The organism is Rhizobium sp. 768_B6_N1_8 (assembly GCF_051811225.1).
Taxonomy (GTDB): domain Bacteria; phylum Pseudomonadota; class Alphaproteobacteria; order Rhizobiales; family Rhizobiaceae; genus Rhizobium.
This window is the reverse complement of the sequence record NZ_JBPWPV010000001.1, coordinates 977890-999895: the sequence shown is the minus strand read 5'-3', so window position 1 is coordinate 999895 and position 22006 is coordinate 977890. Positions and strand designations below refer to the sequence as shown.

General features: G+C 60.1%; 20 protein-coding genes. 13 read left to right on the top strand and 7 right to left on the bottom strand.

Annotation, left to right across the window (positions count from 1 at the left end):
• Window positions 1-444 precede the first annotated feature (444 nt).
• Window positions 445-795 (top strand): VOC family protein, encoded by a 351-nt coding sequence (locus AB8B33_RS05020; protein ID WP_439014560.1) that lies wholly within the window; start codon window positions 445-447, stop codon window positions 793-795.
• 154 nt (window positions 796-949) lie between these two features.
• On the opposite strand, the gene ldtR is transcribed toward AB8B33_RS05020, so the two are convergent.
• Together ldtR and AB8B33_RS05010 are read right to left on the bottom strand one after the other, a co-directional pair.
• Window positions 950-1462 carry a transcriptional regulator LdtR gene (gene ldtR, locus AB8B33_RS05015; protein ID WP_112544669.1) on the bottom strand — a complete coding sequence of 171 codons (513 nt, stop codon included), beginning with the start codon at window positions 1460-1462 and terminating at the stop codon, window positions 950-952.
• Between the two features lie 129 nt (window positions 1463-1591).
• Window positions 1592-2029: a DUF6163 family protein gene (locus AB8B33_RS05010; RefSeq protein ID WP_113324281.1), complete on the bottom strand. Its 438-nt coding sequence runs from the start codon at window positions 2027-2029 to the stop codon at window positions 1592-1594.
• A gap of 134 nt (window positions 2030-2163) precedes the next feature.
• Between AB8B33_RS05010 and hemB the strand changes: the two genes are divergently transcribed.
• The 6 genes from hemB (at window position 2164) to AB8B33_RS04980 (ending at window position 6216) form a co-directional block, all read left to right on the top strand.
• Window positions 2164-3177 carry a porphobilinogen synthase gene (gene hemB / locus AB8B33_RS05005; protein WP_439014559.1) on the top strand — a complete coding sequence of 338 codons (1014 nt, stop codon included), beginning with the start codon at window positions 2164-2166 and terminating at the stop codon, window positions 3175-3177.
• A gap of 73 nt (window positions 3178-3250) precedes the next feature.
• Entirely contained in the window at window positions 3251-3709 is a 459-nt protein-coding gene (locus tag AB8B33_RS05000; RefSeq protein WP_113324282.1) for an RDD family protein, read from the top strand.
• Window positions 3710-3893: 184 nt separating this feature from the next.
• Window positions 3894-4670, top strand: coding sequence for an arginyltransferase (locus AB8B33_RS04995; protein ID WP_113324283.1), 777 nt, complete (start codon window positions 3894-3896; stop codon window positions 4668-4670).
• Complete coding sequence (locus tag AB8B33_RS04990; protein ID WP_439014558.1) at window positions 4670-5548, top strand: DMT family transporter; 879 nt, start codon at window positions 4670-4672, stop codon at window positions 5546-5548. The genes AB8B33_RS04995 and AB8B33_RS04990 overlap by 1 nt, the downstream gene beginning before the upstream one ends.
• A 57-nt stretch (window positions 5549-5605) precedes the next feature.
• Window positions 5606-5827 (top strand): AbrB/MazE/SpoVT family DNA-binding domain-containing protein, encoded by a 222-nt coding sequence (locus tag AB8B33_RS04985; protein WP_183822254.1) that lies wholly within the window; start codon window positions 5606-5608, stop codon window positions 5825-5827.
• On the top strand, window positions 5824-6216 hold the full coding sequence (locus AB8B33_RS04980; RefSeq protein ID WP_439014557.1) for a type II toxin-antitoxin system death-on-curing family toxin: 393 nt from the start codon (window positions 5824-5826) through the stop codon (window positions 6214-6216). Before AB8B33_RS04985 ends, AB8B33_RS04980 begins: the two co-directional genes overlap by 4 nt.
• Here AB8B33_RS04980 and AB8B33_RS04975 read toward each other — a convergent pair.
• Together AB8B33_RS04975 and parC are read right to left on the bottom strand one after the other, a co-directional pair.
• Window positions 6206-6703 (bottom strand): SRPBCC family protein, encoded by a 498-nt coding sequence (locus tag AB8B33_RS04975; RefSeq protein WP_310382896.1) that lies wholly within the window; start codon window positions 6701-6703, stop codon window positions 6206-6208. The genes AB8B33_RS04980 and AB8B33_RS04975 overlap by 11 nt on opposite strands.
• Window positions 6704-6897: 194 nt before the next feature.
• Window positions 6898-9153 (bottom strand): DNA topoisomerase IV subunit A, encoded by a 2256-nt coding sequence (gene parC / locus AB8B33_RS04970; RefSeq protein WP_439014556.1) that lies wholly within the window; start codon window positions 9151-9153, stop codon window positions 6898-6900.
• A gap of 229 nt (window positions 9154-9382) precedes the next feature.
• Here parC and AB8B33_RS04965 point away from each other — a divergent pair, with 229 nt between their 5' ends.
• Window positions 9383-10573, top strand: a complete 1191-nt coding sequence (locus tag AB8B33_RS04965) for a hypothetical protein (RefSeq protein ID WP_113324289.1) — start codon at window positions 9383-9385, stop codon at window positions 10571-10573.
• Window positions 10574-10644: 71 nt separating this feature from the next.
• On the opposite strand, the gene aspS is transcribed toward AB8B33_RS04965, so the two are convergent.
• On the bottom strand, window positions 10645-12435 hold the full coding sequence (gene aspS / locus AB8B33_RS04960; RefSeq protein ID WP_037096518.1) for an aspartate--tRNA ligase: 1791 nt from the start codon (window positions 12433-12435) through the stop codon (window positions 10645-10647).
• A gap of 251 nt (window positions 12436-12686) precedes the next feature.
• On the opposite strand from aspS, the gene AB8B33_RS04955 reads away from it, so the two are divergent.
• From AB8B33_RS04955 to AB8B33_RS04935, 5 genes are all read left to right on the top strand, one after another.
• Window positions 12687-14078 carry a multicopper oxidase family protein gene (locus tag AB8B33_RS04955; RefSeq protein ID WP_439014555.1) on the top strand — a complete coding sequence of 464 codons (1392 nt, stop codon included), beginning with the start codon at window positions 12687-12689 and terminating at the stop codon, window positions 14076-14078.
• A gap of 68 nt (window positions 14079-14146) precedes the next feature.
• Entirely contained in the window at window positions 14147-14272 is a 126-nt protein-coding gene (locus AB8B33_RS04950) for a hypothetical protein (RefSeq protein ID WP_439014554.1), read from the top strand.
• A gap of 97 nt (window positions 14273-14369) precedes the next feature.
• Window positions 14370-15521, top strand: coding sequence for a ribonuclease D (gene rnd, locus AB8B33_RS04945; RefSeq protein ID WP_439014553.1), 1152 nt, complete (start codon window positions 14370-14372; stop codon window positions 15519-15521).
• 72 nt (window positions 15522-15593) lie between these two features.
• On the top strand, window positions 15594-16655 hold the full coding sequence (locus tag AB8B33_RS04940) for an adenylate/guanylate cyclase domain-containing protein (RefSeq protein ID WP_113324294.1): 1062 nt from the start codon (window positions 15594-15596) through the stop codon (window positions 16653-16655).
• 108 nt (window positions 16656-16763) lie between these two features.
• Window positions 16764-18119, top strand: a complete 1356-nt coding sequence (locus AB8B33_RS04935; protein WP_439014552.1) for an esterase-like activity of phytase family protein — start codon at window positions 16764-16766, stop codon at window positions 18117-18119.
• Between the two features lie 89 nt (window positions 18120-18208).
• Here AB8B33_RS04935 and ppx read toward each other — a convergent pair whose 3' ends face one another.
• Both ppx and AB8B33_RS04925 read right to left on the bottom strand, forming a co-directional pair.
• Window positions 18209-19729: an exopolyphosphatase gene (ppx, locus tag AB8B33_RS04930; RefSeq protein ID WP_439014551.1), complete on the bottom strand. Its 1521-nt coding sequence runs from the start codon at window positions 19727-19729 to the stop codon at window positions 18209-18211.
• A 10-nt stretch (window positions 19730-19739) separates the two neighbouring features.
• The gene (locus tag AB8B33_RS04925) at window positions 19740-21944 is read right to left on the bottom strand and encodes an RNA degradosome polyphosphate kinase (RefSeq protein ID WP_113324297.1); all 2205 of its coding nucleotides are present in this window, start codon (window positions 21942-21944) and stop codon (window positions 19740-19742) included.
• Window positions 21945-22006: the final 62 nt, after the last annotated feature.

The window sequence follows — 22006 nt, the reverse complement described above, 5'->3', positions numbered from 1 at the left end:
TCCGTTCGTTCTTCCGGCGCACCTGGAAATTCCGCCAGTCCCATCACAAGATTGCGAGGAGCAACTCAGATGTCCCGATGGCTCATCGAAGCGCCGGCTACCGAATATTCCGCTGTCACATCAATATGGCCAATTCGTGTTGCCGGACCGGAAGACAGACTGCCGGTTGCCGGAGACCGCATGCAACGAACCATATGACGGGTAAACCGTGAGGGTTAATAACGACTAAAAAACGGCTTGAATACCGGGCTTTGCGCTTGGCTGCCCTGCGTTGCAAAGATGCCACGCAGGCGCGAACGGTGAAAGCGAAGGCGTGGAACCGCGACCTTGAGATTTTGACGCCGTATTTAAGTAATCCTTATTCTGCTGCCGGGCGGCTCAAACGAAGGGAGAGGTTTTAATGATCGGCTACACGATGGTGGAACCGCGGATTTGGGTCGAGCGTTGAGATTCTACGACCCCATATTCGACGAGATGGGACTGGATCAATGCTGGCGAGACAGCCAGTCGGCGTCGTGGGGTGTCGTGGCTGATGAAAGCATTCCTCGTTTCTTCACGGGGTATCCGTTTGATGGGGCTCGCTCGACGGTCGGCAATGGGACAATTACAGCGTTTCTTGTCGACAGCGCGGTCAAGATAGATCTGCTCTACGACATTGCCCTACGAAATGGTGGATTCGACGAAGGCCTTCCGGGGTTCCGGCCCCAGTATGGCGATGGGTTTTACGGCGCTTATGTTCGTGATCCAGACGGCAACAAACTGGCGTTTGTCTGCTACAGGGCAGAACGAACCTGACGTCCAGGCCGATGGCCACAAATTCCAGCGTTTTCTGAAAACGGGGATAGAATAGTAGCGGAAACGGGCGCCACCGCGTGCAATCTCGCACACCGTAGCGCCCCGTGGTGCCAGTAAGGAGGTCCCAGAAGCCTGCAGGGAACAGGCTTTCAGGTTACAGGCGATACAGGATCTGATCGTTCCAGAACCGGTCCAGCCGCTGCAGAAGCTTGTTCATCTGCGTAAACTCATCCGTGCCGATGCCGCCGACCTTGTCGATCGAGGCGATGTGGCGTTCGTAGAGCCGGGCCACCGTTTCGGCGATGTCCTGGCCGGTTTCGGTCAAGCTGATGCGGACCGAGCGGCGGTCGATGCGCGAGCGCTGGTGGTTGATGAAGCCGAGGTCGACCAGTTTCTTGACGTTGTAGGAAACGTTCGAGCCGAGATAGTAGCCGCGCGAACGCAGCTCGCCGGCGGTCAGCTCGGAGTTGCCGATATTGAAGAGCAGGAGCGCCTGGATGGCGTTGACATCGCTGCGGCCCTGACGGTCGAACTCGTCCTTGATGACGTCCAGCAGACGACGGTGAAGACGTTCAACAAGATGAAGGGATTCCATGTAAAGATCACGGATGCCCTGTTCGTGTGCATGGAAAGTCGATGCCGCCTGCGGCTTGATTTTCGTGTTCATTTGACTGCCTCACTGTTTTGTTTGGCGGTGTCGTTTTCTTCCCGCCTTGAGTGAGACCCTATCGAATACATATAAAATTCGACTTAAACCGCAGGCTTAACAGAGGCTTACCGGAAACCCCTTGATGTATCAGGGTAAATCAACGCTTACCTGGCGTCGTTGCCGGCGCCGCTCCAGCCACAGGGAAAGCCTGAAAATCCAGTAGATTACGGCCACGATCACGTGGAACAGGATGATCAGCCGATTGGGTCCGAAGATCTGCGGAAGCAGGCCGTACATGAGGATCTGGCCGCCGGCGGCCAGCACCCAGATGACCGGCCCCCAGGAAACGGTGAGCCAGAGGCCGAGCGAGGCGACAGGGAAAAGAACGGCAAGGGAGGTGCTTGCGACCTTCCACGGCAGGCTCAACAGATCGAAGCGGCCGGCGCCGACGAGCGAGTAGCCTACGAGCATCGCCCAATATTGCAGGCCGAACCAGAAGCAGGAAACGGCAACGAGCCGCAGGAAGAAGATAAAGAGGATATCCGTCAGCGTCCGCTTCGGTATCGTCGGAGAATCGGTTTCCATGGCGGGAGATCACACTCGAGTTGCAGCTTCAGTTGTTCGGCTTTCATCCGCCGCGGCCAATCGTCCGGTTTGGATTTTCCGGGGCGCATGATAATGAGCGCTCCGATAAATGGAATGGCCCAGGGACAGATATCATGCAGGACAAGACGCATCTCGTCGATGAAATCACCGGTCACCGCCGTATGCGGCGCAACCGCAAGGCGGACTGGACGCGCCGGCTGGTGCAGGAAAACCGCCTGACGGTTGACGATCTGATCTGGCCGATCTTCGTCGTCCCGGGAACAGGCATTGTCGATCCGATCGCGGCGATGCCGGGCGTGAACCGCATGAGCGTCGACAAGGCGGTCGAAGCGGCGAAGGAAGCTGCCGATCTCGGCATCCCGGCGCTTGCCACTTTCCCCGACATCGAGATGGAATTGCGCGACGAAACGGGCTCCAACAGCCTGGTTGCCAATAACCTCATCAATCAGACGACAGCGGCCATCAAAAAGGCGGTACCCAATATCGGCATTATTACCGATGTGGCGCTCGACCCCTTCACCAGCCACGGGCATGACGGCATCCTGCGCGATGGCGAGATCGTCAATGACGAAACGGTCGATCAGGTCGTTCGGGCGGCGATCCTGCAGGCCGATGCCGGCGCCGATATCATCGCCCCCTCCGAGATGATGGACGGGCGCATCGGCGCGATCCGCCGCGGGCTCGATGCCGCCGGGCACCAGAGCGTCGGCATCATGTCCTATGCGACGAAATTCTCTTCCGGCTTCTACGGTCCCTATCGCGAAGCGATCAACACCAAGGGCCTGCTGAAGGGCGACAAGAATAGCTATTACATCAATCCGGCGAACGGCACCGAAGCGATCCGCGATGCCGCCCTCGATGTCGAGGAAGGCGCAGACATGCTGATGGTCAAGCCGGGGCTTGCCTATCTCGATATCTGCTGGCGCGTTAAGGAGGCTTTCGGCCTGCCGACTTTCGCCTATCAGGTCTCGGGCGAATATTCGCAGATCAAGGCTGCGGCGATGAACGGCTGGATCGATGGCGAGCGGATCATGATGGAGACGCTACTGGCCTTCAAGCGCGCCGGCTGCGACGGCGTCCTCACCTATTTTGCGCCAGAAGTGGCGAAAATCCTCGCAAAAAGGTGATTTTCTGGTGAATTATTGTATTTCCCCCTGACGATACCATATCAGCGGCATCGTCTTTCGAAGGGAGATATGGATGAGCTACAACCCCAATCCGCTTTATGCCGCACCGGAGGACTGGCGCGCCTATAGTGGTGTGCTCAGCCGTCGCGTCTTCGCATTCATTCTCGACTACATCATTATCGCCCTGCTCTGCATTCCGGCAGCGATCGTGGTGTTCTTCCTCGGGATCGTCACGTTCGGGCTCGGCTTTATTCTTTTCCCGGCCCTGTACGTCATCGTCGCGGGCATCTACTTCGGCCTGGGTGTCGGCGGTCCGTTACAGGCCTCGCTCGGCATGCGCGCGATGGGTATCGCGATCGTGCGCGTCGACGGACGTCAGATGGACTTCTTCATGGCGATCGCGCATCTGGCGCTGTTCTGGATCCTGAACTCGGTATTGACGCCGCTGATTCTGCTGGTTGGCCTGTTCACAGAGCGCTCGCGCCTGCTGCACGATTTCCTCGTCGGCACGGCTACGGTCCGCACCAGCTGATTCCTTCCCGGCGGGGGACGAAATAAAGTCTCCGGCCGCCCTTTGCCGGCCACAAAAGGGCGCCATATCCAAGAAATCGAATATTCGATTGCGCGGCACTGAATGCCGCGCTGTTGACGTTTTTTATTCTTGCGTCATGCTGTCTGGAAATGACAGGCGCCCCGAAAGGAAATCTCCGCAAGAGATGAATACGCAGACCACGCCATCCCCTCAGTTTTATCTGACGGCTCCGGCTACCTGTCCGTATCTGCCGCATGAGATGGAGCGTAAGGTCTTCACCCATCTCGTCGGCCCCCGAGCGGCGGAGATGAACGATATACTGACCCAGGGTGGCTTCCGCCGTTCGCAGAACATCGCCTACCGCCCCGCCTGCGAGGCCTGTCGCGCCTGTGTGTCCGTGCGCATCCTGGCGCAGGAGTTCGAACCCACCAAATCGATGAAGCGGGTGCTGGCGAGCAATTCCGATATCATCGCCACGGAATTTCCGGCCCAGCCGTCGAGCGAGCAATATTCCCTCTTCCGCCGTTACCTCGACTATCGCCACCAGCAGGGCGGCATGTCCGATATGACCGTGCTCGATTATGCGATCATGGTGGAAGACACGCATGTGAACACCAAGATCATCGAATACCGCCGGCGCGAGGAAGGCTCCGGGCTGGAAACGCGGCCGAAGGGCGAGTTGCTCGCCGCCGCACTGACCGACACGATGAGCGACGGGCTCTCCATGGTCTATTCCTACTTCAATCCCGATCTCGACCGGCGCTCGCTCGGCACCTTCATGATCCTCGATCATGTGCGCCGCACGAGAGCGCTCGGCCTGCCGCATGTCTATCTCGGCTACTGGGTTCAAGGATCGCGGAAGATGGACTACAAGACACGCTTCCAGCCGCAGGAACATCTGACGCCGCGCGGCTGGGAACGCTTCGATCCCTCTTCCCTCCAGGACGATCCGCAGGACTGATGCCCCTTTCCCACCTTTCCGATCATGGGAAGGGCCTGCTGCTGACGGCAGTCGGCGGGCTGGCGCTTTCCATGGACATTCCGCTCGTTCGCCTCGCCGATGGCGAGATCTGGTCGATCCTCACCGCGCGGAGCGTGGCGACGGTTCTTGCCACGTTCGTCATCCTGATTGCGATGCGCCTTTTCTCCGGCAGATGGCCGCTGCTCGTTCCGGGTCGTCCCGGTCTACTGGCCGGGTTCCTATACGGCCTCTCTTCCGTGACTTTCGTATTGGCAGTCTTCAACACGGCCACCGCCAATGTTGTCTTCATCGTCGCCTTCAACCCGATGTTCGGGGCGTTGCTGTCCTGGCTGTTTCTCAAGGAGAAGCCGCAACCGGTAACTTTGATCACCATGCTGTTCATGATTTTCGGCGTCGGGCTGATCGTGCGCGAGGGACTTTCGAGCGGCCATGTCTTCGGCGACGCGATGGCACTTTTGAGCGCGCTGGTGCTTGCCGCCGCCATCACTGTCGGGCGGGCCTCGCGCCGGGAGATGGGTTTCGTTCCGCTGCTTGCCGCACTCTTGCCAGCTGCACTCGGCCTGGCGCAGATCCTACCTTCGGGACTCTCAATCACGCATCCCGGCTGGATCGTCTTCAACGGCGCCATCATGATGCCGGTCGCCTTCTGGTGCCTGGCGACGGGACCGCGTTTCCTCTCGGCGCCCGAAGTCGGCATGTTCTACCTGCTGGAAACGGTACTCGCGCCGATCTGGGTCTGGCTAATCTTCGCTGAGACACCCGCCACGATGACGCTCGTCGGTGGTGCGATACTCGTTGCGGCGATTGCTGCCCATTCCGTCTGGATGGCGAAAGGCAAGAGCGTTCAGGCCGCTTGATCGGCGAGTGATTATGACCTATTTTCTGTTATAACCTTGTTGCCACAGGAAGCATTTATGAACGTCACCATCCGCAAAATCGGCAATTCGGAAGGGGTCATCATTCCGAAGGAAGTGCTTCAACGTCTTGGGCTCAGCAGTGGCGATAGCCTTGAGCTGCGCGAAACCGACGGCACAATCCATCTGGTTCCGGAATCCGCAGATCTCGCAGAACAGATGCGGGCTGCACGCATCGGCATGGAAAAATATAGGGTTGCCCTTCGCGAACTCGCGAAATGAGCCGTTTGAAGTGGCTCAGCCGTGAGGCGATTGAAAAAATGCATGAAGAGCAGATCGCCGAACATGGCGGTCTGCCAAGGCTTCGCTCTGTCGATGCATTGGAAATGGGCTTGGCACGACCGATTAACAAAGCGGCTTATGGCGAGCCGGATATTTTCGTGTTGGCAGCAGCCTATCTGCATGGGATCGTTCGAAACCATCCCTTTGCGGACGGCAACAAGCGCACCGGCTACCTCGCAGCTTTCACATTTCTCTATATCAACGGCTACCTTATCGACGCTGACAACGCGCAAATCATCACATTCGTGCTGGATGTCGCGGCAGGCGAAATCGACGAGGACGGCGCGACGCGCTTCCTACGCGATCACACGATCCCGCTTAAGCCATAGCGCCGGCGGACTGGCCTGCTTCGGGATTCGATCGTTTCGAACCAGCGGAAAGCTCCAGTTCCCGATCCAGCCCTTCGACGATATGCGTCCAGCCCTGGCGGGTCTTTTCCTCGTATTCCGCCCATTCCGCGCACATTTCATGCGTGACGGTGAGGCGGCTGCCGCTGCCGAGCGGTTCGATATCAATTTCGACGCGATCGCAATTGTGGTCGTGCTCCTCGACCGAAAAGCAGAAGACGATGTGTCTGGGGCGCTTCAACTCCAGGAATACGCCGTGATGAAAGGCGTCACCGGTCGGGCGGCGGTCGACGATGATGAAGCGGCCGCCGACGCGCGGATCGATATCGGCGCGGATGACGTGGCCGTCGTCGGTCGCGAATAAAAAGCGGCGGGCGATTTCGGGATTGAGCCAGGCATCATAAATCGTGGCGGGCGGCGCCCTGTAGCTGTGGGCGATATGCAGTTTGATGGTATTGGCGGCGGGCATCGGCGTTCCTCCGTTGGTGGGCCTCCGTTGTTGGGGCCTCTATTGTTCGCGCGCGCTCCCAAGCGCACGGCTTATGGCCATCCCGCCCGCCCGCGGAACGACACTGCCCTTTTTGTTGGCCCTTCTTTTGGGTGACAGGACAGAGATAGAGGAATTGCTCCGCCCGCCAAGGGCGGAGCCTCAAAATTCCGGGATCAGCCGGCGAATTTACCGCTGCGCGGGAAGCCCTTCGGCACGGTGCGGCCGGCGGTGGCGCGGTCGGCCAGCCATTCGGCAAGCTCGTCCTTGTTCTTCGTGAAGGTGCGGCCGGCGCTGTCTTCCCAGCTCAGGCCATCGGTAATGGCAAAGCAGCGAACGTCGGAAATGCCGCCATCCTTGTAGCGCTGCAGGCGTACGCCCTTGCCACGCGTCATTTCCGGCACTTGGCTCAGCGGGAAGACCAGCATCTTGCGGTTCTCGCCGACGACGGCGACATGATCGCCGGTCACGGGTACGAGAAGCTTTGTCTCGTGCGGCATGGAGACGTTCATGATCTGCTTGCCCTTGCGGGTATTGGCGACCATTTCCGTTTCCGGAACCACGAAAGCATTTCCTTCCGTGGAGACGATCAGCATCTTGCGCGCCGCATCGTGGACGAAAGCGGTCAGCACGTCCTGATCATTTTCCATGTCGATCATGATGCGCAGCGGTTCGCCGTGGCCGCGGCCGCCGGGCAGCTTGTCGCCGCCAAGCGTGAAGACCTTGCCACCGGTCGTGACGATCAGGATCTTGTCCGTCGTCTGCGCAGGGAAGGCCACCTTCAGGCCGTCGCCTTCCTTGAAGGTCAGCGCCGAAGTATCGGAGATGTGGCCCTTCAGAGCGCGGATCCAGCCCTTATCCGAGACGACGACGGTGATCGGTTCCTTCTCGATCATCGCGTGCTGGATGGCTTCCTCGTCGGCGTCAGGAGCTTCGGCAAATTGCGTGCGGCGACGGCCGACCTCGGTGGCCTTGGCGAATTTCTTCTTCACCTCGCCGATTTCCCAGGCAACCGTCTGCCACTGCTTGTCGTCGGACGCGAGCAGCGCTTCGATCTCGCCCTTTTCTTTGGTGAGCTCGTCGTGTTCCTTGCGGATCTCGAATTCTTCGAGCTTGCGCAGAGCGCGCAGCCGCATGTTGAGGATCGCCTCGACCTGATTGTCCGTCAGGTCCCAGCGCGCCATCATGACGGGCTTCGGCTCATCCTCCTCGCGGATGATGCGGATCACCTCATCGATGTTGAGATAGGCAATCAGCAAGCCGCCGAGGATTTCGAGGCGCCTGTCGATGGCGGCAAGACGGAAGCGCGAGCGGCGCTGAAGAACGTCGCGACGGTGCGCCAGCCACTCCTTCAGCACTTCGTTCAGCGCCATGACGCGCGGGATCACGCCCATCGACAGGACGTTCATGTTCAGCGGGAAGCGGCTTTCCAGTTCCGTCAGCTTGAACATGGATTCCATGAGGATGGTCGGATCGACCGTGCGGCTCTTCGGCACTAGGACGACGCGGATATCCTCGGCCGATTCGTCCCTGATGTCTTCCAGCAGCGGCAGCTTGCGGGCGATCAGGAGCTCGGCGATCTTTTCGATCAGCCGCGATTTCTGCACCTGGAAGGGAATTTCGGTGATGATGATCTGGTAGCCGCCGCGGCCGAGATCCTCCGTTTCCCACTTTGCACGCACGCGAAAACCGCCGCGGCCGGTGCGGTAGCTCTCGATGATGCTCTCTTTATTATCGATGATGATGCCGCCCGTCGGAAAATCCGGGCCGGGAATGAATTCGACGAGCTTCTCGATGGTGGCATCGGGATGTTTGATCAGATGCAGCGCGGCGTCGCAGACCTCGTGTACATTGTGCGAGGGAATGGACGTCGCCATGCCGACTGCGATGCCCGAAGAACCGTTCGCCAGGAGGTTCGGGAAGGCGCCGGGAAGAACGATCGGCTCGGAATTGGATTCGTCGTAGGTGTCGCGGAAATCGACGGCATCCTGATCGATGCCTTCGAGCAGCAGCTCGGAGACCGCGGTCATCTTCGATTCGGTGTATCGCATGGCGGCAGGACTGTCGCCGTCGATATTGCCGAAGTTGCCCTGCCCGTTCACCAGCGTGTAACGCTGCGAAAAGTCCTGCGCCAGACGCGCCAGCGCGTCATAGATCGACTGGTCGCCGTGCGGGTGATAGTTACCCATCACTTCGCCGACGATCTTTGCACATTTCCTGAAAGCCGCAGTCGGCCGCAGGCCCATGTCGTGCATCGCATAGACGATGCGGCGATGAACCGGCTTCAGGCCGTCACGCACATCCGGCAGTGCGCGGTGCATGATGGTCGACAGCGCATAGCGAAGGTAGCGCTCTTCGAGCGCCGCCTTCAGGTCGACCGGTTGAATATTGTCGCCGTCTCCGCCAGAAGGCGGTAAAATCTCTTGTCCCATAGAACCCTGACTAACTCAGAAGTACCTGTGGGGCAAGGAATCCAGGCATTCCGGCTGTGGATGACGTCTTCCAGCTGACATGAAAGACGGGAAAAGTATCGCCCGAATTTGGACTTTGTTTGCCGAGCCCTTCAACAGAAATTTAGGGGTCTGCAAAATATAAAGCCGGACCGTTCCGCAGTCGTTTCATTGCAATATTCAACGGCACACACCACCAGGGGACTTTCTCATGACCTTTTACCGCACAACGCAGCTGATGCTGTCGAGCGCAGCCCTTCTTTCGTTCGCCGGTTCTGCGTTCGCGCTGGACGGCCAGGACCTCCTGAAGAAGATCAATGCCGCCTACAGCCAGCAGGGCGGGATGATCGTTGCCTCGGATGGCATCGATATCGACGGCACGACCGTCACCCTCAAGAACCTCAGCATCAAGCCGGCTGGCGGCGAACCGGTCTCCATCGGCGAGGTCACCCTCTCCGGCGTGGAAGAGCAGGATGATGGCAGCTACTATATCGAAGGGGCCGCTTTCCCCGACATCAACTCGTCCAAGGACGGCGTGACCGTGAGCGCCCAGGAGCTGACGCTCGGCGGCATCTCCGTTCCCGCCCAACCCGGCGACACTATTGACTCCATGTTCTTCGCCGAGAGCGCCCATACCGGTGCGATCAAGGTCGTCAAGGATGGTACGGAGGTGTTCTCGGTGCTCCAAAGCGACATGAACGCAACGTTGCGCGAAGATGAATCCGGCTTCGATTTTGACGGCGCGTTCAAGAGCATGAAGGCCGATCTCAGCCAGGCCGGAGACACTCCGGACAGCAAGGAAGCGATCGAGAAGCTGGCGCTTCAGCACCTCCAGGGTGACATCACCATGAAGGGCGCCTGGGATATCGAGCCCGGCACGATCGATCTCTCCGAGATTTCCTTCGACGTCACCAATGTCGGCAAGCTGAACTTCGGCCTCAAGATCTCCGGCTACACGATCGCCTTCATGAAGTCGATGCAGGACGCGATCAAGCAGTCGGAAGCCAATCCGAACAAGGAAGAAGCACAGCAGGCGCTCGGTCTCGCCATGCTCGGCCTTGCCCAGCAGCTGACATTCGATTCCGCCCAGATTCGCTTCGAGGATGCCTCGATTACCAAGCGCGCGCTGGATTATGCCGGTTCGAAGCAGAATGTTTCGGGCCAGCAGATGGCAGATTCGCTGAAGGCCATGACGCCGATCATGCTGGCACAGCTCAATATTCCGGAACTGCAGAATGCGATTTCGGCTGCCGTCAGCACCTTCCTCGACAATCCGAAGAGCCTGACCGTCAAGGCCACGCCGGACAAGCCGGTCGCCTTCCCGATGATTGTCGGCGCTGCCATGGGTGCACCCAACACGGTGCCGCAGATGCTCGGCGTGAAGGTTTCGGCGAACGATTGAGCCTGTTCTGGATCCAACAAAAAAGCCCGGCGATGATCTCGCCGGGCTTTTTTTGTTGAAGAGCTTGCGCCTCAATCCTTCTTCTGCGGCGGAATCGGGCGGATCGCCAGTTCGCGCAGCTGGGTGGGTGTTGCCGGGGTCGGCGCGCCCATCAAGAGGTCCTGAGCCTGCTGGTTCATCGGGAAGAGCGAAATCTCGCGCAGATTCTTGGCGCCGACGAGCAGCATGACGATGCGGTCGATACCGAAGGCAGCGCCACCGTGCGGAGGCGCGCCATACTGGAAGGCACGATAGAGGCCGCCGAAACGATCCTCGACGTCCTGCTGGCTCAAGCCCACCTTTTCGAAGGCGGCTACCATGGTTTCCGGCGACTGGTTACGGATCGAGCCCGAGGCGATTTCGAAGCCGTTGCAGACGGCATCGTATTGGAACGCCTTGATCGTCAACGGATCCTGGTTGGTCAGCGCATCGAGGCCGCCCTGCGGCATCGAGAACGGGTTGTGCGCGAAGTCGACCTTCTTTTCTTCTTCGTTCCATTCGAAGAACGGGAAGTCGACGATCCAGCAGAGTTCGAAACGGTCGCGATCGACAAGGTTCAGTTCCTCACCCGCCTTGGTACGGGCTTCACCGGCGAACTTGTAGAACTTGGCGGGATCGCCGGCAACGAAGAAGCAGGCGTCGCCGTCACCAAGGCCGAGCTGCGTGCGGATCGCGTCGGTGCGCTCCTCGCCAATGTTCTTGGCAAGCGGACCTGCACCCTCGAGCTTTTCGCCTTCCTTGCGCCAGAAGATGTAGCCGAGGCCTGGCTGGCCGGTTGACTGCGCCCAAGCGTTCATGCGGTCGCAGAAGGCTCTGGAGCCGCCGGTCTTGGCCGGGATCGCCCAGACCTGAACCTTCGGATTGGAGGCGATCATGTTGGCGAAGACCTTGAAGCCGGAGCCGGCGAAATGGTCGGTCACGGCTTCCATGACGATCGGGTTGCGCAGGTCCGGCTTGTCGGAGCCATACTTGCGGATTGCTTCGTCATAGGGGATGCGCGGCCATTCCTTGGTGACCGGCTTGCCTTCGGCAAACTCTTCGAAAATGCCGCTCATCAGTGGACCCATCGTGTTCCAGACGTCTTCCTGGGTCACGAAGCTCATTTCGAGGTCGAGCTGGTAGAATTCGCCCGGCAGGCGGTCGGCGCGCGGATCTTCATCCCGGAAGCAGGGCGCGATCTGGAAGTAGCGGTCGAAGCCGGCAACCATCAGCAGCTGCTTGTACTGCTGCGGAGCCTGCGGCAGGGCGTAGAAGGTGCCGGGATGAATGCGGCTCGGCACGAGGAAGTCACGCGCGCCTTCCGGCGAGGAAGCCGTCAGGATCGGCGTCGTATATTCGGTGAAGCCGACATTGCCCATTTCGCGGCGCATGGCGGAGATCACCTGCGTGCGCTTGACAATGTTCTTGTGCAGCGTTTCGCGGCGCAGGTCGAGGAAGCGGTACTTCAGGCGAACGTCTTCCGGATAGTCCGGCTCGCCGAAGACCGGCAGCGGCAGTTCCTTGGCGGCAGAGAGAACTTCGATCTCCTGCGCATAGAGTTCGATCTCGCCGGTCGGCATGTTCTTGTTGACGGTGTCTTCCGTGCGGGCTTTGACGAGACCGTCGACACGGATGACCCATTCGCCGCGAACGGTCTCTGCCTGCTTGAAGGCGGGCGAATCCGGATCGGCAACGATCTGCGTCGTGCCGTAATGGTCGCGAAGGTCGATGAACAGCACGCCGCCGTGATCTCGGACACGATGGACCCAGCCGGAAATACGGACGGTCGAGCCGACGTCCGACTTGCGAAGAGCGGCGCATGTGTGGCTGCGGTAGCGGTGCATGATCTCAAATCCTGGCATTTGGCTTAAGACGGCGGCATGGCCGAAGACCTGCAACGCCGACAAGAAAATCGGGCGGAAAAGCGCATGGACGCTCTGATTTGTCAAGGCTTGGCGCAGCCTACGGGCCGTTTGCCCCCTCGTTTCCGAAGGAGTTGGGGCGCGCTCGCTGCGGCAGTTTGGCCGAAGGCGGCATATTGCTGAAGACGACGGTCAACTTTAAAAGGAGGCATCATTCAAGATGGAACCTACCGATGCCCCTCCTCACACGCCGCAACCTGCTCAAGGCTTCCGCCGTCGCCGGCGCCTATGGCGCGGGCATGGCGATCGCAGGGCGGTTCGGGTTGGCGGAGGCCGCACCAGAGCCGCGCGTGCTGACGGCGCGCAAGACCGAGGCGCAAATCGTCGATGCCGCGCCGACCCGGGACATCATGACATGGGGCGATGACGGCCTGCCGCCGGTGCTGCGCATGCCGCGGGGAAAGCCCTATGCGGCGCGGCTCACCAACAGCCTCGATGAACCGACGACGATCCACTGGCATGGGCTGCGCATCGACAACAAGATGGACGGCGTGCCCTTCATGACGCAGCCCTATGTCTATACGGGCGACAATTTCGACTATCTCTTCACGCCGCCGGACGCCGGCACCTTCTGGTATCATCCGCATTGCAACACGCTGACCCAGATGGGCCACGGCATGACGGGCGTGGTTGTCATAGAAGATCCGTCCGATCCCGCCTTCGACGCTGAGGTCGTGCTCAACCTGCGCGACTGGCGGCTTGGCGGCGACGGTCAGTTCATTGCTCCCTTCCGCCCGCGCGATGCCGCCAAGGCCGGCACATATGGCACGGTGCGCACCGCGAACTGGCAGCAGGAGCCGAAATATGATGCACCGGCCGGCGGGCTGATCCGCCTGCGCATCGCTGTCACCGATGTGACCCGCATCTTCCAGATGAAGATGGAAGGCGCCGATGCGACTGTGATCGCCATCGACGGCAATCCGGTGCCTAAACGCTTCCCGCTGGATCTCGTGCAGATCGGACCGGGACAGAGGCTCGACCTCGCGGTTCGAATGCCTGATAGCGAGGGCGCAGTCGCGACGCTGGAAGACATTCGTGGCACGACGCCGAAGGTGATCGCGAGCTTGCGCGCCACCGGGCAGTCACTGAAGCGCAATATCGGCGATCTCGGCGCGCTCGCAGAAAACCCGGTGCCGAAGGCTGATCTCTCTTCGGCAGAAACAATCCCGCTCGTGCTTTCCGCCACAGCGGAGAATGCGGCTGTCGACAGCATCTGCGGCACGCTCGGCTACAGCTTCTGGGCTATCAACAAGGTGCCGTGGCCGGGCGATACGCCCGATCCGACCGCACCGCTCGCTGAACTGAAACTCGGCAAGAGCTACGTCTTCAATCTGGAGAACGTCACGCCGCATGCGCACCCGATCCATCTGCACGGCATGAGCTTCACCGTCATCTCGTCATCAACACGCGAGGTGATGCCGCTCGTTTCCGACACCTATCTCATCCAGCCGGACGAGAAGGTGCAGCTCGCCTTTGTCGCCGACAATCCCGGCGACTGGATGCTGCATTGCCATATCATCGAGCACCAGAAGACGGGCATGACGAGCTATCTTCGCGTGGTTTGATTTCGCGTGGTTTGATATTGCTTGGCTTTCGATTGTCGTGCGGTGATACAGCGTAACGGACTGCCCTTATGAGCGGCATTGGAATCTTCGCCTTTATTATCCTGCCGGCGATGGTCGCCATCGATGGATGGGTTGCCGTGCTTGCAAACGAATGCAGCACTCGCAGAAAGCACCGGCTGCACCCCGGCGAATAAGGCTTCACGAAGGCGAAGGCCCCGCTCACCGTATTGACATATCTCTTCGAAAGGGGAAGGAAGGTTTAACTGACCTCTTCCTTGCGAATGAATTGATATGATCGAAACCACCGCCGATCTGGCGGCCGCCTGCAAAGAGCTGGCCAAGTCCGATTTCATTACTATCGATACTGAATTCCTGCGTGAGACAACCTTCTGGCCGGAACTGTGCCTGATCCAGATGGCGAGCCCGACGGTGGAAGTGCTGGTCGATCCGCTGGCAAAAAACATCGATCTAGCGCCCTTCTTCGAACTGATGGCCAATCCCGATGTACTGAAGGTGTTTCATGCCGCGCGGCAGGATATCGAAATCATCTTCAATCGCGGCAACCTGATCCCTCACCCGATCTTCGATACGCAGGTCGCCGCGATGGTCTGCGGTTTCGGCGACAGCGTTTCCTACGACCAGCTCATCAGCCGCACCAAGAACGTCCATATCGACAAGTCTTCGCGCTTCACGGACTGGAGCCGCCGGCCGCTTTCCGACAAGCAGCTCGAATATGCGCTGGCCGACGTTACCCATCTGCGCGACGCCTATCTCTACCTCAAGGCGGAACTGGAGCGCGAAGGCCGTGCCTCCTGGCTGCGCGAGGAAATGGACATCCTGGAATCGCGTGAGACTTACGATATCCATCCTGAGGATGCCTGGCAGCGGCTGAAGCTGCGCCTGCGCAAGCCGCAGGAGCTGGCGATCCTGAAATATGTCGCCGCCTGGCGGGAACGCGAAGCACGGTCGCGCAATGTGCCGCGCTCGCGCGTGCTAAAGGACGACGCGATCTATGAGATCGCCCAGCAGCAGCCGAAGGACGCAGAGGCTCTCGGCCGCCTGCGCACGATTCCGAAGGGCTGGGAGCGCTCGGCCACGGGTGCTGCGGTGCTCGAGGCGGTCAACACTGCGCTGGCGCTGCCACGTTCCGAAATGCCGCATGTGCCGCGCCAGGCACAGCCGCCGGAAGGTGCGGCAGCGGCCGTCGAGCTTCTCAAGGTGCTGCTCAAGCTGATTTCCGAAAAGCACGGCGTGGCGCCGAAGGTAATCGCCAATAGCGACGACCTGGACAGAATTGCAGCTGAGGGCGAAACGGCCGAGGTCGCGGCCATGCATGGCTGGCGGCGCGATCTTTTCGGCGAACCGGCGCTGCAGCTCATCCGCGGCGAAATTGCCCTGCGCTTTGCAGGCCGCAAGGTCGAGACCGTCGCTCTGCAGGAGTGAATCTGAAAACTCTTGACCACCGCCCCGCGCCGGAAACAATAGCCGAATGAAGTGCTTCGGCGAAAGGTCGGCATGAGAGAGATATCCCCGGCACAGAATTGGATCCTGATTGCGCTCGTCCTGGCGCTCAGCGGCGTGGTCTATGATCTGTACTTCTTTACCGGCCAGACGCCCGTCATCGGAGCGATCTTCGCGCTTTTCATCGGCATGCCCATCCTGGCCTTCGAGCGCAAGGTGTTTCTACGCCGCCTCTACCGGCGTATTCAGAGGTTGCCGACCCTTCTCTTCATCATCTCCGAGCTCGTGATCTACGAAATCCTGATGAGCATCGGCTTTGCGGCGGCCGGTTTCCTCCTCGCCGTGCTTGGGGCGCTGAAGCCGCCGAAGATGATCGACGTGCTGATTATGCCGTTCGATGTTTTCCTCTACGCACTTGCCGTCTGCGCCACGCTGATCTTCCTGCTCAGGGTGCGCGAATTGCTGGGGCGCGAAGTCTTCATCAGCATGCTGATCAGCCGCTATCGCAGACCGGTAAAGGAAGAACGCGTCTTCCTGTTCATCGATCTCGCAGAGTCCACCGCCTTTGCGGAAAAGCATGGTGACCTACGCGCACAGCAGCTTCTGAGTTCGCTGTTTGCCGCCTTTGCGGAACCGGTGCGGCGTCACAAGGGCCTGATCAACGACTATGTCGGCGATGCGGCGATCATCACCTGGCCCTTAGCGCGCGGCGTCAAAGATGCGCGCTGCGTGCGCTGCCTTTTCGATATCCTCGCCGATATCGAAGCCAATGCCGCAAGCTGGAAGAAGAGTTATGGCCAGGTACCGAAACTGAGGGCCGCCCTTCATGGCGGCAGCGTCATTACGGCCGAAGTCGGAGTCGATCATCACAAGATCAGCTTCTTCGGCGATACGGTGAACACCACCTCGCGGCTGGAGTCGCTTTGCCGGACACTGAACCGGCCGGTGCTGATATCCGCCGAGCTTGCCCAGCGTATGACGCTGCCTGAGGAAATTATCGGCGAAAACCTCGGCAATCACGCCGTGCGCGGCCGCGGCCAGGGGCTCGATGTCGTCGCACTTTCCTCGCGCGCGGTGACCGTCCTCAATCAGCCAGCGACCCTCAGGCGCGGTTAGACGGGGCTTTATCCGGCCGTCACCAAAGCTTCACCCAATCGTCAATGTGCCGACATGAATGCCCTGCTAAGCGGATGGCGCTTTTGCACTCCTTTCTATGGGGACATCATGAAGAACGTTCTTTTCGCTTCCGTATCACTTTTCATGCTCGTCGCAGGCTCCGCCTCCGCCGACCAGCAGCTTTTCCCGGCGAAGCTTACCGGCCAGGCCATCCTGCCTGCCAACACGCTGACCCCGGCTCCGGCCGATGCGCCGGCTTTTCTCAAGACCTCCGGCAAATTCACCACCCCGGACCGCAAGCGCACCGAAAAGCTCGGCACGGTTGACGGCAAGGACGGCGCCCGCGTGACCGACGTCAAGCTGCCGCTCGACGGCCAGCCGATCCAGGGCTTCTCCGGCATCAAGACCATGCCCGACGGCACCTTCTGGACGCTCTCCGACAACGGTTTCGGCTCGAAGTTCACCTCGTCCGACTCCATGCTGTTCCTGCATCAGCTGAAGTTCGACTGGAACGCCAACAAGGTTGACGTCGTCAAGAACGTCTTCCTGTCCGACCCGAACAAGGTCGCTCCGTTCCCGATCGTCACGGAAGCCTCCGACACCCGTTATCTGACTGGCGCCGACTTCGACATCGAATCCGTACAGCCGGTTGCCGACGGCTTCTGGCTCGGCGACGAATTCGGCCCCTACCTCCTGAAGATCGACACCGAAGGCCGCCTGACCGACGTCATCCCGACGACGCTCGACGGCAAGCCGGTCCTGTCCCCGGACAACCCGCTGATCCAGCTGCCGGCCAACCCGGCTGCCAAGATGCCGGCCTTCAACCTGAAGCGCTCCGGCGGCTTCGAGGGCCTGGCCATGTCGAAGGACGGCTCCAAGCTCTACGGCCTGCTCGAAGGCGCCATCTACAATGACGGCCAGATGGAAACGGTTGACGGCCACACCGCCATCCGCGTCATCGAATTCGACGTCGCTTCCAAGAAGTGGACCGGCCGCAGCTGGCTCTATCCGTTCGAAGATAAGGGTGCTTCGATCGGCGACTTCAACATGCTCGACGAGTCCACCGCTCTCGTCATCGAGCGCGACAACGGCGCCGGCACGAAGGACAAGGCTTGCGCCGATCCCAAGCAGCCGAAGCCCGATTGCTTCGAAGCGCCGGCCGAGCTGAAGCGCGTCTACAAGATCGAGTTCAACGATGCCAACGCCGGCAAGGCCGTTCGCAAGATCGGCTATATCGACCTCCTGAACATCCAGGATCCCGACAACAAGAAGAAGGCCGGCGATATCCCTGGCGTCTACAACATGCCCTTCGTGACGATCGAAAACGTCGACCGCGTCGACGCTACGCACATCATCATCGGCAACGACAACAACCTACCGTTCTCGGCCGGCCGTGCCGTCAACAAGGCTGACAACAACGAGTTCAGCATTCTCGAGGTTGGCGAGTTCCTGAACGCGAAGTAATTCGGGTTTGGTGTGAGATTGAGGGGGCGGTGCGAGAGCGCCGCCCTTTTTGTTTGCCAACTGTGTCGGCTGTCTTCGCTGGAGAAGGTCTATTCGAACCGGAACGCCAGCCGCTTGTTAGTCAGCCGCGACAATTGCTGCAGGCGGCCATCCAGCCGCTCGCCGGCGAAGTCGTGATATTCGTGCGGCACCACGAATTCGAGATCGAGATCAGGTGACGAAGCCTTGCGGAAGGTCAGGTTGCGCACGATGCCCGGCATGGAAGCCGAGAACAGGTAGACGACGCGCAGTATGCCGCCCAGGAGTTTGGCGCGATCGACGAATTGCGGACCGGCGATCGAAGAGAGCGGCGCGGTAGAGCCGTCGTCGTGCAGGCCTTCGAAGCGGTAGTAGTTGGTCAGCGCGATAAAGGCGCGGCCGGGATGGCTGATGCCGACGAAGGAGGAGTGGGCAATGACGTTCAGCGCCTGGGCGCCGCGATAGTCGGGATGGGCGCGCCAGCTAATATCGGCCAGCAGGCAGGCTGCCTGACGGTAGCGGCTTTCCTCATCGGTTTCCTGAACGCCGAAGAACGGCATCATGCGGCCGGTCCAATCTGCCAGTTCGCGGGCATGTTCCGGCGAACGGGCACGCAGGATGGCAAGCTCACCGGCCGCGGCAAGCAACGGATCGGCGCGGCGTTCGGATTCGGACAGCAGCGAAAAGAGATAGCCTTCGCGCACACCCTGCGCAGAGAAGGAAATCACTGAAGGCTTCATGGCGTTCAGCACTTCCTTCATGGCGATGGCGCCGAAGGGCAGCAGCGAACGGCGGTGCTTGGAAACCGCCTGCAGAGCCGGCTCCTTGGAATCCTTGGCCGTGACGACCTGATCCAGGAACTGCGTCATACCTTCGAGAGAGACTTCATAGCCCTGCATCATATGCAGTGGATAACGGGTGATCTCCATGTGCAGCTTGGCAATGTTTCGCCAGGTGCCGCCGACGGCATAGAAGGTGCGCCCCTCCCCTCTGGAGAGAAGCTTGGCGGTCTTGACCTGCTTGCGGGCAAAAGCGCGCGCTTTGGCGAGCGACCCGCCGGCATATTCGGACAGGCGCAGACCGCCTAGCGGCAGGGTAATACCGCCACTGACATCCTTGCCCCTGATATCGATCAGCTCCAGAGAACCGCCGCCAAGATCGCCGGCAATGCCATCAGGATTGTAAAAGCCGCTGATGATACCGAGCGATGCGAAGCGCGCCTCTTCCTCACCTGAGAGTATGCGGACATGGCGCTGCAGGATCGTCTCGGCCTGATGGATGAAATCGGGACCGTTGCTTGCCTCACGCGCGGCGGCCGTCGCCAGCACATACATGGTGGCAGCGCGCGCCTGATCGGAGAGAGCCTTGAAACGATGAAGAGCCTGAAGCGCGCGTGCGACACTTTCTTCATCCATCTTGCCGGTCAGGGCTATGCCCTTGCCGAGGCCGCAGAGAACCTTTTCGTTGAAGAGGATGGTGGGCGAACGAGACAGGCCTTCGTAGACGACCAGACGGATGGAATTCGATCCGATATCGACAACGGAGACCGGGGCGATACCCGGAAGTCGCCCCTGGGCTTCAGATTCAACCATTAGGTCCAGTTTACTTGTTGTTTCGGCCTTCGAGCAGACCGGCGATCAGCTTCGGCGCACTCGATTTCAGAGCTTCACCGCGGCCGGACAGGCTGGGATTGGTCATGAAATATTGCTGCGCATTAAACGGTTCTTCGCCCTTACGCACTTCCATGCGCCGTGACGTACCGTCGGGCAATATCTCGTAGCTTTGTTGATTGTCAATCACGTTGCCGAGCATAATCTGTGACAAAACCTGCTCGTGGACGGTCGGATTCGTCAGCGGAACCAGGGTTTCGACGCGTCGATCGAGGTTTCTCGGCATCATGTCCGCCGAGCCGATATAGACGAGAGCCTTGTCGGACGGCAGGCCGTAACCATTGCCGAAGCAGAAGATGCGGCTGTGCTCGAGGAAGCGGCCGACGATCGATTTGACGCGGATCCTGTCGGAGAGGCCCGGCACCAGCGGACGCAGGCAGCAGATGCCGCGCACGACGAGATCGATCTCGACGCCGGCGCGGCTCGCCGTATAGAGCGCGTCGATGATGTCGGGGTCGACAAGCGAGTTCATCTTCATCCAGATCGCCGCCGGGCGGCCGCTGCGGGCATGCTCGATCTCTTCGTTGATGTGGCGAAGGATGCGCGAGCGCAGCGTGTAAGGCGAAACGGCAAGCTGCATCCCCTCTTCCGGCTCACCGTAACCGGTGATGAAGTTGAAGATGTTCGCCATGTCGTGGGCGATCACGGGATTGCAGGTGAAGAAGGAAAGGTCGGTGTAGATCTTCGCCGTGATCGGATGATAGTTGCCGGTGCCGAGGTGGCAGTAGGTGCGCAGCTTGCCTTCTTCACGGCGCACGACCAGCGACATCTTGGCGTGAGTCTTGAGCTCGATGAAGCCGAAGACGACCTGCACGCCGGCACGTTCCAGGTCTCGCGCCCAACGGATATTTGCCTCTTCGTCGAAGCGAGCCTTGAGCTCGACCAGCGCCGTCACCGACTTGCCGGCTTCGGCGGCGTCGACCAGAGCGCGCACGATAGGGCTGTCGTTGGAGGTGCGGTAGAGCGTCTGCTTTATCGCCAGAACATCAGGATCGTGCGCAGCCTGGAGAAGGAACTGGACCACCACATCGAAGGACTCGTAGGGATGGTGGACCACCATGTCCTTTTCTCTGATGGCGGCGAAGCAATCACCGGCGTGTTCACGGACACGTTCTGGAAATCGCGCATTGTAGGGCGGAAAACGCAGGTCGTCGCGCGGCGCCTTGGTGATTTCGGAGAGTGTGTTGAGCGCCAGCAGGCCGGGCAGAACGGCAACGCGGTTATCCGGAATGCTGAGCGCCTGCACCACGAACTGGCGCAGCGAAGCCGGCATTTCGGAATCCGTCTCGATGCGGATGACCTTGCCGCGGCGGCGGCGCTTCAGCGCGGTTTCGAAGAAGCGGACGAGATCTTCGGCTTCTTCCTCGACTTCGATATCGCTGTCTCTGATGACGCGGAACGTACCCGAACCCTGCACCTCATAACCCGGATAGAGCCGGTGGATGAAGATGTTGGCAACATCTTCCAGCGTGATGTAGCGGATCGTGTTGCGGTCATCAGGCAGGCGGACGAACCGATCGAGCGCCGGGGGCAGGCGCAGCAGCGCCGTCATTGGATCGCGGCCGCTGCGGCTGACGAGCTGCAGGCCGATCGAGAAGCCGAGGTTCGGAATGAACGGGAACGGATGGGCAGGATCGATGGACAGCGGCGTCAGGACCGGGAAGATCGATTGCTCGAACTCGTTTGCCAGCCACTGACGGTCGGCATCGCTGAGCGCACCTGGACGCACGATCAGGATGTCTTCCTTGGCGAGATACTGCTGCAGGACGGCGAGCGAGGCCTGCTGCTCCATCTGCAGATGATCGATCTCGCTCAGGATCGAATCGAGCTGTTCGGCGGGAGTGCGGCCATCAGGGCTCTTGACGACGATGCTCTGGCGCACCTGGCCTTCGAGGCCGGCGACGCGCACCATGAAGAATTCGTCGAGGTTGGCGGCCGAGATCGACAGGAAGCGCACGCGCTCCAAGAGCGGATGCTCGGTGTTCAGCGTCTCCTCAAGGACACGGCGGTTGAATTGCAGCCAGGAGAATTCGCGGTTGATAAAGCGCTCGGGGCTGGAGAGAAGCTGCTCCAGCGGCGGTTGGTCCGCGCTGTTGTCCGGAGTGGGTTCCTGATGTTCCTGGTATGCGCTGTCCATGGTCCACTCACCCTGCTTTCAATCGCTTTCGGCGAATATATCAGTTTCACGACGGAACTGTG

Bases quoted from the DNA above. Each gene is read 5' to 3' on its own strand.
- rnd (WP_439014553.1), top strand. From the start codon at position 14,370: ATGATCGAAACCACCGCCGATCTGGCGGCCGCCTGCAAAGAGCTGGCC.
- AB8B33_RS04925 (WP_113324297.1), bottom strand. From the start codon at position 21,944: ATGGACAGCGCATACCAGGAACATCAGGAACCCACTCCGGACAACAGC.
- AB8B33_RS04950 (WP_439014554.1), top strand. From the start codon at position 14,147: ATGAGCGGCATTGGAATCTTCGCCTTTATTATCCTGCCGGCGATGGTC.
- AB8B33_RS04975 (WP_310382896.1), bottom strand. From the start codon at position 6,703: ATGCCCGCCGCCAATACCATCAAACTGCATATCGCCCACAGCTACAGG.
- AB8B33_RS04940 (WP_113324294.1), top strand. From the start codon at position 15,594: ATGAGAGAGATATCCCCGGCACAGAATTGGATCCTGATTGCGCTCGTC.
- aspS (WP_037096518.1), bottom strand. From the start codon at position 12,435: ATGCACCGCTACCGCAGCCACACATGCGCCGCTCTTCGCAAGTCGGAC.
- AB8B33_RS04935 (WP_439014552.1), top strand. From the start codon at position 16,764: ATGAAGAACGTTCTTTTCGCTTCCGTATCACTTTTCATGCTCGTCGCA.
- AB8B33_RS05010 (WP_113324281.1), bottom strand. From the start codon at position 2,029: ATGGAAACCGATTCTCCGACGATACCGAAGCGGACGCTGACGGATATC.
- AB8B33_RS04955 (WP_439014555.1), top strand. From the start codon at position 12,687: ATGCCCCTCCTCACACGCCGCAACCTGCTCAAGGCTTCCGCCGTCGCC.
- AB8B33_RS04965 (WP_113324289.1), top strand. From the start codon at position 9,383: ATGACCTTTTACCGCACAACGCAGCTGATGCTGTCGAGCGCAGCCCTT.
- parC (WP_439014556.1), bottom strand. From the start codon at position 9,153: ATGGGACAAGAGATTTTACCGCCTTCTGGCGGAGACGGCGACAATATT.
- AB8B33_RS05000 (WP_113324282.1), top strand. From the start codon at position 3,251: ATGAGCTACAACCCCAATCCGCTTTATGCCGCACCGGAGGACTGGCGC.
- ppx (WP_439014551.1), bottom strand. From the start codon at position 19,729: ATGGTTGAATCTGAAGCCCAGGGGCGACTTCCGGGTATCGCCCCGGTC.
- AB8B33_RS04995 (WP_113324283.1), top strand. From the start codon at position 3,894: ATGAATACGCAGACCACGCCATCCCCTCAGTTTTATCTGACGGCTCCG.
- AB8B33_RS04980 (WP_439014557.1), top strand. From the start codon at position 5,824: ATGAGCCGTTTGAAGTGGCTCAGCCGTGAGGCGATTGAAAAAATGCAT.
- hemB (WP_439014559.1), top strand. From the start codon at position 2,164: ATGCAGGACAAGACGCATCTCGTCGATGAAATCACCGGTCACCGCCGT.
- AB8B33_RS04985 (WP_183822254.1), top strand. From the start codon at position 5,606: ATGAACGTCACCATCCGCAAAATCGGCAATTCGGAAGGGGTCATCATT.
- ldtR (WP_112544669.1), bottom strand. From the start codon at position 1,462: ATGAACACGAAAATCAAGCCGCAGGCGGCATCGACTTTCCATGCACAC.
- AB8B33_RS04990 (WP_439014558.1), top strand. From the start codon at position 4,670: ATGCCCCTTTCCCACCTTTCCGATCATGGGAAGGGCCTGCTGCTGACG.